Origin of the sequence: Lewinella sp. (genome assembly GCF_050633125.1) — a bacterium.
GTDB lineage: Bacteria > Bacteroidota > Bacteroidia > Chitinophagales > Saprospiraceae > Lewinella.
On sequence record NZ_JBOEFX010000154.1, the window covers coordinates 1 to 525 of the forward strand.

The 525-nt window shown below is 43.8% G+C and carries 2 rRNA genes; both read left to right on the forward strand.

The annotated features are described in order from the left end of the window. Nucleotides 1-232: ribosomal RNA gene (locus ACRBG0_RS26235) — 23S ribosomal RNA — on the forward strand; the annotation flags it as partial. Between the two features lie 128 nt (nucleotides 233-360). Next, a 5S ribosomal RNA gene (gene rrf / locus ACRBG0_RS26240) occupies nucleotides 361-470 on the forward strand. The last annotated feature ends 55 nt before the right edge of the window (nucleotides 471-525 follow it).

Genomic DNA, 525 nt, shown 5'->3' on the forward strand with positions numbered 1-525 from the left:
AGTACGAGAGGACCGGGATGGACGAACCTCTAGTGTACCTGTTGTGGCGCCAGCTGCATTGCAGGGTAGCTATGTTCGGAATGGATAAGCGCTGAAAGCATCTAAGCACGAAGCCAACTCTAAGATGAGTATTCCATGAGGGTCGTAGAAGATGACTACGTTGATAGGCTATAGGTGGAAGTGCAGTAATGTATGGAGCCGAGTAGTACTAATTACCCGAAAGCTTCCTTTTTAAAATATAACTTTACTTAACGCTTTGCGGTAGTAAGCAAGGTGTACTACAACTTTATCCCTTTTCTTGTCTGTGTTTATCAATGATAAACCAATAGAAATAACGCAGTTTACGAACTGTAAAGATTAATTGGTGGCTATAGCAAAGAGGTTCACCTCTTCCCATTCCGAACAGAGAAGTTAAGCTCTTTAGCGCCGATGGTACTGCCTTTAGGTGGGAGAGTAGGTCGCTGCCAATTTTTATGAAGGGTCATTCGCATATCGCGGATGGCCCTTCTCCTGTTTTACTAACCT